Genomic DNA, 8,320 nt, shown 5'->3' with positions numbered 1-8,320 from the left:
TCTCGACCACGATGCGCACCGCGCCCTCACGGAACTCAGCGTCGTACGGCGGCTTCTTCTTGGACCCCATGAATCCCAACTTCCCCTGCAATCACGGGCTCCACGCTACGAGGGGATGGTCAGTGTCCCCCTTCGACCGTGTGCTGGAGCTGCTGCGCACGGAGACCGACAGCAAGCGCGGGTACCTCCCCGTCTTCTTGGCCAACGAGTTGGCCATCGCTGACAACCCCGACATGGCGTGTCTGGCGGGTCTCCACCTGCTCGTCCGCAACGGACGGCTTCACATGGTGTGCCACATGCGGGCCAACGACCTCGACTGCGGCCTGCTCAGCGACGTGTTCTCCTTCACGATGATCCAGGAGTACGCGGCCGTCCAACTCGGCTTGGAACTGGGCCACTACACGCACACCATCGGGTCCGCGCACGTCAACGACCGGAATACGGAACGCGTGCGCCTGGTGCTGAACGAGGCCGAGCTGCGTCGCGCTCCACAGCAGTTTCTCTTCCCCGCCATGTCCGCGGAGACCGGCCCCGACACGATCAGCCGGCTCATGGCGCACGAGGAAAAGCTGCGCACCAACACGGTGAAGTACAGCGCAGACGAGATCGCTCACCTGGACGTGGACGCCTACTGGCAGCAGGCCCTGCTGCTGTTCGAGGCGTACCGGCAGATCCAGCACGACGAGACCGACACGGTCAGCCGCGACGTGCTCGACGCCCTGCACCCCGGCCTGCGATGGCTCCTCGGGCACAAGTGGGCGGCGTGCGTGACAACGGAGGGCGCGCGATGAGCCGCAAGCCGGCGTCCGGCGCGGTGGTCGAGGGGATCGACTTCGACCGCTGGGCCGTCGTCCTGTGCAAGCCGGACGCAGTGGAGCGCGACCTGGTCGACGCCGTTCTGAAGCGGATCGAAGGCGCCGGTGTCTGCGTCCGCGCGCGTACGACGCTGATCGCGGAGCCGTGGCAGGCCCACGTCGCCTACCGCGACATGCTGGCCGACCCGGGGCGCTTCCCCGCCGATCTGCCAGCGCGCATTGACGACGCGTACTCGGGGCAGCGCGTCACGGTCGCCCTGGCGCATGGCGGTCCCGACATCCACGCCCGGCTCCGGCGGTTGATCGGGCACACCGACCCCACCAAGGCGGTGGTCGGCACGATCCGCGGCGACCTCGGCAACGACAGCATCGTGGCCGCCACCAGGGCAGGACGACTCGTGCGGAACCTCGTCCACACCTCAGACGATCCGGCATCTGCCCGTCGGGACTTCGGCACTTGGTACGGCCCCGGACGCACCTTGAAGATCTCCGACTTCGACCGCTGCTCGGTCATCCTGTGCAAGCCGGACGCGGTGGAGCGCGGTCTTGTCGATGCCGTCCTGGAGCGGATCGCCGCCACAGGCGCCACGATCGCCAACCGTCGCGAGGTCACCGTGCAGTCGTGGCAGGCCCACGTGCACTACTGGGACCTCCTGGTGGACCGCGACTGGTTCCCCGACCGAGACATCCCGGCGTGCCTGGACGACGCATACGCCGGGCGGAGCGTCGTTGTCGCCCTGGCCTACGGCGAGCCGGGGGTGCACGCCCGGCTGCGTGATCTGCTCGGGCACTTCGACCCCACGCAAGCCGCACCCGGCACGGTCCGCGGCGACCTCGGCGACGACAGCCTCGCCGCGGCGCTCGCCGAGAAGCGGCTCGTGCGCAACCTCGCCCACACCAGCGACGACCTCGCCGCGGCCCGCCGCGACTTCGGCACCTGGTACGGCGCCGGCCGCCGCGACCTCCTCATCCCGGAACTGCCCGCACAGAGCACGGCCGCGGAAGCCTGACCCACACCTGGAGACCTGATGAGCACTCCCACCATCGGAGCCCGGCGCGCCTTGCCGATCCTCACCCCCGACAAGATCGGCGGTCTGAAGCAGGAACTCGCCGACGTGATCGAGTACCGGAAGTCGGGACTCTCGCTGAACTGGATCGTCGGCTGCCCGCTCGACTGCGGGTACTGCGTGCGCCACCTCTTCCAGAACTTCGAGATGAAGGTCCCCCGCCGCCTGATGAGCGACGAGGAAGCCGTGCGCCGCCTCGTACGTCACCCCTACTTCCGCCCGAACCAGACTCCGATCCAGCTTCTGAACCGGGCCACCGACCCGATGCTGCCCGCCGTCAAGCCCCACGTGTTCAACGTGCTGCGCCAGCTCGACGAGCGGGGTCTGACCAATCACGTGCTGATCATCACCCGGTGGCGCGTCGATCCCGAGGACTGCGCCGTCCTCAACAGCTTCACCAATCTGCGGCTGACCGTCCTGGTGACCCACTCACACATCCAGGACGAACGGATCGAGCCGGTGGACAGCAACATCGCCGCCGAGAGCCTGCGCACCCTCTACGAGCACGCCGAGCGATACCGCACCGTCCTGTACTGGCGCCCCATCGTCCCCGGCCTCAACGACTCCGACGACGACATCGCCCGCGCCAAGGAACTGTCCCAGCACGCGCACGCCACCGTCTTCACCGGCCTGTTCTTCCGTAAGGAGATCGCCGCGTACTACGAGGCGCACGGCTTGGAGATGCCGTACGAGGGCACCGCCCGGCGCAAGATCATGCCGGAGGCCGCGGAGCAGCGGATACTCGACGCCTTCGAGCAGGACACGTCCTGGGGAGCGCTGTTCCGCAAGACCAGCTGTGGTGTCGCGTACGCGCACGGGGAGGCCGATTACAACGGGCACTACGGCATTCGCGAGCTGTGCGACATCTGCCCGCCCGAGCAGATCGCGAAGTGCAAGGCCGCCTGGGTCCAACCGAACCTGAAGGCCGTCACCCGGGAGGCTCGCGCACTCGGCGCGATCGGCCAGGTCGAAGTCAATGACCGTGCCATCGTCGTTGAGAGCCTGGACGAACCGCCGCGCTACTACCTGCAGCACGGCTTCGGCTACCAGTGCCACGACCGAGCCAAGCCCCACCACTACCGCCAGCACGGCCGAGCCGACATCGGCTGGAGGGCGGAGGACGGAACACCAGCCACATGAACTTCTCCTCCTGGCCTGCCTTGTTCGTTGTCGACGTCGAGGGCAACGGCACCAATCCGCCCGACCTGGTCGAGGTGGCCGCGCTCCCGATCCGCGACGGGAAGCCCGACAAGAGCACCGCCGGCGCGTGGCTGACCAAGCCGAAGTGGCCGGTCACGCCCTTCGCCGCTCGCGTACACGGCCTCACCAACCAGGTCCTCGAAGACAAGCCGGGCTGGGAGGAGATCAAGGGCGCGGTCCACGAACTGCTCGGTACTGCGTGGATCGCCGCCCACAACGCCCACGTGGACTACCGCGTCCTGTCCGCCCACCTGCCGCAGTGGCAGCCGGCCGGGGTCATCGACACGCTCCGGCTGGCCAAGGCCACCTACCCCGACCTGCCCAAGTACAGCCTCGACGCCCTGATCCAGCACGCGACACCGGACCTGAGCCAGGCCCCCGGGCAGCGCCACCGCGCGACCTTCGACGCCTACGCGACCGCCCAGCTCCTCATCACCATGGCCGACCGGTACGAGAGCTGGGAACAACTCGTGGCCGCCGCCGTCCCACCCGGCCTGCCCGGTGCCCCCGAACCAGAACAGGAGCCCACCCTGTGGTGACCCCGAAGAACCTCATCCGCATCGGCGTGATGGGAACCCACTCCACCGGCAAGAGCCTGCTGATGCGCCGCATCGAGATGGAGCTGCGCGCCCGGGACATCCCCGTCCAGCGCACCGGCCATCTCGGTCGGCGCGCGGCCCTCGTGCCGCTGCCCAAGATGCAGAACCACACCGTGGACTCCACCCGCTGGGTCCTCGCGACCGGAATCGCCGACGAGATCGCCGCCGCGGCCCGCCTGGACGATGCGCCCGTGCGCGTCGTCCTCGCAGACCGGGCCTGCTGGGATGCGCTCGCCTACTTCCGGGCCGCCCTGGAGTGGCGCGGCGAGGCCGTCCCGCGCACGGACCGCGAGGCCCTGCACCGGCTCGCCGCCGCTCACACCCCATACGACCTGCTCTTCGCGACCGTCCTCGACCCAGACCAGCCCATCAAGCCGAAGCACGACTACGACGCCCGCTACCGAACGCTCGTCGATCACCACACCCACGCGCTCCTCCGCGAGGAGAACGTGCCGTACGTACGCGTCACCAGCGACGACACCAGCAAGGCGCTGGCCATCATGCAAGCCCTTCAGCTCTGCGGCACGGAGGCCCTGGTATGACCACCACGCCGCCTGGCGGGACCATCGAAATCGCCGGAAAGACCGTCTCCCGCCTCGGCTTCGGCACCATGCGCCTGACCGGCCCCGGCACCTGGGCCGACCCCACCGATCGCGAGACAGCGCTCAGTGTGCTCCGGCAAGCCGTCCACAACTACGGCATCACGCACATCGATACCGCGGATGCCTACGGTCCTCACACCGCTGAGCACCTGATCCACGACGCTCTCTACCCGTATCCGGAGCACGTGTTGATCGCCACGAAGGTCGGCATGCTTCGCCCCGCTCCGGACGTGTGGAAGCCGCACGGACACCCCGCCTACCTCCGGGCCTGCGTTGAAGCGAGCCTGCGCCGCCTCGGCCTTGAACGACTGGAGTTGTGCTACCTGCACCGTATCGACCCCGAGGTTGCGCTCGACGACCAAGTCGCCGTGCTACAGGCCCTACAGGACGAGGGCAAGATCGGGCACATCGGTCTGTCGAAGGTAACCCCCGAGGACATCAGCCTGGTGGGCAAGGAGCTGACGATCGCGGCCGTGCAGAACGTTCTCAACATGACCGACCGCTTCGACCCGGCACTGGAACTCTGCCGAGATCTGGGCATCCCGTATGTGCCGTACCGGCCGTTCGACGCCGGCACCCTCGCTCGCATGCGCGGAGTCCTCGCCCCGCTGCACTGGCTGCTCAACCTCGGCGATCACGTGGCTCCCATCCCCAGCACGAGCCAGCCGCAGCACCTCACGCAGATCGTGGCCGCCGTGACGGGCGGCGCCTGATGCCAACGATCGCGGCACCCGTCATTCCTGATACGCGAAGTGCTGCTCCTGCGCGGAAGACGGCTCCGTACGAGAACTGGCGGCCGCCGATCATCGGAGTGTCCTTGCTCGTCCCCGTGGGGGCAGGCGAGCTGGTAGTCGCTGACCTTCTCGGCATGATCGTGATACCCACCGGAGCGGTGAACGACGGGCAGACGCCAGAACAGGCAGCCGAGGAAGTTCTCCGCGGTGCTCCGGAGGGCCTCCCTCTCCTGCGGCGCGTCGCCCTTGCCTGGGTGCAGACGCGGCGCAGGAAGGTTCTCACCCATGTGCTGGCGACTACACCAATGACTCGCGAAGCCGTAGGCCGCTTGATCTACCGCGGCTCACGGGCAGACGTGCATGTGCTGCCCACCATGCACGTCATCAACAACCTTCCTCCGCAGGGGCGGTTACGGGTCCTAGCCGGTCTCCAGGCCCTCGCCACTGGTGAAACGGCCTACATCGAAGGGAGCGTTGTACGGCCCTCTGCACCCAAGGACCTCATCCCAGCCGGCTCAGGCTGTCCATGACCCGCGAGCCGGAGCGCCGGAAACCTCGTACGTCACACGCGTCACCAGACCGGCGTTTCGGCCAATCCTCGGGCACTCCACGACGGCCGCATGCGCTCCGGGGCGCGATCGGCGGAGGTGTCCCGTCCGTGAAAGCCTGAAAGGCTGTGGCTTCCGTGGGTGGTGTGGCGAGGCAGACGAGCAGGTCGGCGGCGAACAGGACGAGGTTCTTCACGACGAACTCGCCGGTCATGGTCAGGTCCCACACCCGGCCGCGCAGGAACGCCTGGTCCGGCACGAACAGCAGGACGCCGAAGGTGCCGGCCATGTGCAGGGCGAAGACGGGGGTGGCGTACCGCAGAGCGCGGCCGACGAGGAACCGCAGGCCCAGGGCCACTTCCGCTGCTCCCACCGCCGGGACGAACCAGGCGGCAGTCGGGAACGGTACCGCTTGGCGCACCAGGTGCGCCTCGGGTGTGGCCCCGGTCAGTTTTAACGCCCCGAACCAGACGTAGACCACGCGGAGCTGGCCGCCGCCCGCCGCCAGGCCGCCACCGATACGGCCTGCCAGGCCGAGTACCGGCGTTGGCGGCCCCCGGTCGAGCGTGCGATTGCCTGGCTGGTCGCGGGTGACAACCGCAGAGTGCCCTACCAGGGTGTGATCAAGAACGACACCTGGCTCCACCACCGGGCCGCCGCCCTCAACCTGCGCCGACTGATCAAACTCGGACTCACCCGCACCGCGGACACCTGGACGATCAAGGTGGCGATTTCCTGCCCCCGGGGCGCACCCAGTCCTGAAACCCGAGCTGACCAGGCAAGATTTTCAGTGATCTTCTAGCTGTTGCCGGTCAGGACGTTAACGTGAGTTGTTGGCAGATCAGTTGGTGAGCAAGTTGCGCCGTTGCGAGCAGGTCCTCGCGAGCGGTGGCGACGTTGGACCGCACTGACAATCCGTGCCAGACGGATTGGACGAACCCGGTCAGGACTGCTGCGTTGGTGCCCGCGGCTAGTTCCCCGTCCTGGACCGCTCGTTCGATGCGCACGAGGAGGGCCTGCTCGTTCGAGCTGTGCAGTTCGGCGACGTAGGCGCTGGCATCGAGCGTGCTCGTGCTGTCGGTCATCACGGCACTGCTGATGAGACACCCCGGGTGTGTGTCGCTTGGCTGGGTGAACTCGTGGACCGAGTCGGTCAGGATGCGTCCGATGACGGTCTGGATGTCCTTCTCGGCGACAGCCTGCTGGTAGATCTCGCGGTACCGCTCGGCGTAGGTCCGCACCGCTTCCTCGAACAGTCCGGCCTTGCTGCCGAAGGCGGCGTAGAGGCTGGAGGTGGAGAGCCCGAGGGCCGCGGTCAGGGTGCGGGTCGAGGTGCCGGAGTAGCCGCGTCGCCAGAAGAGGCGAGCGGCGTCGAGGACCGCGCGGTCGCGGTCGAAGGCTCGGGGGCGTCCACGGTGGCGTTCGGTCACGCTTGCATTGTAGATCGTTCGCTCCATAATAGATTTATGGAGCGAACGATTCAGAAGAAGCTGTCGGTCGGCGGGGACAGCTGGGTCACGGTCAATGCGTACGGGGAGCCGGATGCCCCGGGCCTCGTCGTCGTCCCGGGCATGATGAGTGATGCGCATACGTGGCGTCACGTTGCGAGCGCCATCGACGCTTGGCCCTCAGTGGTAGTCGTAAACCGTCGGGGACGTGCCTCCTCAGGGCCGTTGACCAATTCCTACTCGCTGCGGACAGAGGTCGAGGACCTCGGCGTGGTCCTTGACGAGTTCGACAACGCGAGGGCTCTCTTCGGCTGGAGCTACGGCGGCTTGATCAGTTTGCTGGCCGCCAACGATCGCCCCATTCCCCAGGTGATCGCCTACGAGCCGGTGATGCAGCCATTCGGACGCCATGCACTGCCGGACCTGAAGAACGCGGCGGAGACGGCGGACTGGGATCGCTGCGTCGAGATCGTCAATCGTCAGATCTCCGGTTTCTCCGCTGCGCATGTCGAGGATCTTCGGGCCGATCAGCACGGTTGGGCGGCCTTGCGCCGCTTGAGCGGACCGTTGTACGCCGAACTCGGCGCGCTCAACACGGCGCCGCCTCCGGACGTGATGGCGCGACAGGCAGATCAAGTCGACCTGATCATCGGCCAGTGCAGCCGTGGAGCAGCGCCCTACGGAACGTCGTTCGACCACGTGCGGCAGCACGTCGCTCACGCCAGAATCCACGAACTCCCCGACCAGGGCCACCTGGCCCACATTCAGGCGCCGGCAGAGCTTGGCCACCTGCTCAACAACCTCGCCGCCACCTGATGGGCACCCATGCCAACGCACCTCTCTCCATTGAGGGCCGCAGCAGGCGACTCGTCGAGCGATGCGTGTCACGTCCGATCGCCCGCGTTGCCGAGGAGATGGGCATCTCCAGGGCATGCGCGTTCAAGTGGGTCAACCGTCGTCATGGTGAACTCAGCCTGCACGACCGGTCCGCCACACCCCACCACCAACCCACAGCCACACCTGGCAAGGTAGTGGAGCGGATCGAGCAGATGCGCCGAAACCACAAGTGGTCCGCAGGACGTATCGCCTTCGAACTCAGCCAAATAGGGCACGCCGTGAGCCGTCGCACCGTCACCCGGCACCTCGCCCATCTCGATGGTGTCCCTCGTCATGGTGTACGGGATCAGTGGCCGGGAGTGCGCGGGCGTCTGCCCGGGGCGCACTTCTATGGGTGAGTACCGCTCCCTGAACAGGAGGCGGGCCACCGCGTAACTCTCCTTGGTGAACGCCCAGTTCAACCACGAGGA

At 67.5% G+C, this 8,320-nt stretch carries 8 protein-coding genes and 2 pseudogenes; 9 read left to right on the top strand and 1 reads right to left on the bottom strand.

Annotated elements, in window-relative coordinates; translation table 11 throughout:
• Window positions 1-122 precede the first annotated feature (122 nt).
• The 7 genes and pseudogenes from LJ657_RS47845 to LJ657_RS47815 form a co-directional block, all read left to right on the top strand.
• The gene (locus tag LJ657_RS47845; protein WP_232656059.1) at window positions 123-791 is read left to right on the top strand and encodes a thymidylate synthase; all 669 of its coding nucleotides are present in this window, start codon (window positions 123-125) and stop codon (window positions 789-791) included.
• On the top strand, window positions 788-1,825 hold the full coding sequence (locus LJ657_RS47840; protein WP_232656058.1) for a nucleoside-diphosphate kinase: 1,038 nt from the start codon (window positions 788-790) through the stop codon (window positions 1,823-1,825). The genes LJ657_RS47845 and LJ657_RS47840 overlap by 4 nt, the downstream gene beginning before the upstream one ends.
• Before the next feature lie 18 nt (window positions 1,826-1,843).
• Entirely contained in the window at window positions 1,844-3,022 is a 1,179-nt protein-coding gene (locus LJ657_RS47835) for a radical SAM protein (RefSeq protein ID WP_232656057.1), read from the top strand.
• Entirely contained in the window at window positions 3,019-3,621 is a 603-nt protein-coding gene (locus LJ657_RS47830; RefSeq protein ID WP_232656056.1) for a 3'-5' exonuclease, read from the top strand. Before LJ657_RS47835 ends, LJ657_RS47830 begins: the two co-directional genes overlap by 4 nt.
• Window positions 3,615-4,223 (top strand): AAA family ATPase, encoded by a 609-nt coding sequence (locus LJ657_RS47825; RefSeq protein ID WP_232656055.1) that lies wholly within the window; start codon window positions 3,615-3,617, stop codon window positions 4,221-4,223. Before LJ657_RS47830 ends, LJ657_RS47825 begins: the two co-directional genes overlap by 7 nt.
• Entirely contained in the window at window positions 4,220-4,996 is a 777-nt protein-coding gene (locus LJ657_RS47820; protein ID WP_232656054.1) for an aldo/keto reductase, read from the top strand. Before LJ657_RS47825 ends, LJ657_RS47820 begins: the two co-directional genes overlap by 4 nt.
• Window positions 4,997-6,094: 1,098 nt before the next feature.
• A pseudogene (locus LJ657_RS47815) lies at window positions 6,095-6,286 on the top strand (transposase); the annotation flags it as partial.
• Between the two features lie 91 nt (window positions 6,287-6,377).
• Here the strand turns inward: LJ657_RS47815 and LJ657_RS47810 are convergent.
• Window positions 6,378-6,995: a TetR/AcrR family transcriptional regulator gene (locus tag LJ657_RS47810; protein WP_232656053.1), complete on the bottom strand. Its 618-nt coding sequence runs from the start codon at window positions 6,993-6,995 to the stop codon at window positions 6,378-6,380.
• Between the two features lie 36 nt (window positions 6,996-7,031).
• Here LJ657_RS47810 and LJ657_RS47805 point away from each other — a divergent pair, with 36 nt between their 5' ends.
• Both LJ657_RS47805 and LJ657_RS47800 read left to right on the top strand, forming a co-directional pair.
• The gene (locus LJ657_RS47805; protein ID WP_232656052.1) at window positions 7,032-7,829 is read left to right on the top strand and encodes an alpha/beta fold hydrolase; all 798 of its coding nucleotides are present in this window, start codon (window positions 7,032-7,034) and stop codon (window positions 7,827-7,829) included.
• Window positions 7,829-8,167, top strand: a pseudogene (locus LJ657_RS47800) (helix-turn-helix domain-containing protein); the annotation flags it as partial. The gene LJ657_RS47805 and the pseudogene LJ657_RS47800, both read left to right, overlap by 1 nt.
• Window positions 8,168-8,320 lie beyond the last annotated feature (153 nt).

Origin of the sequence: Streptomyces guryensis (genome assembly GCF_021261325.1) — a bacterium.
Classification (GTDB): domain Bacteria; phylum Actinomycetota; class Actinomycetes; order Streptomycetales; family Streptomycetaceae; genus Streptomyces; species Streptomyces guryensis.
This window is presented reverse-complemented; position numbering and strand designations above follow the sequence as displayed.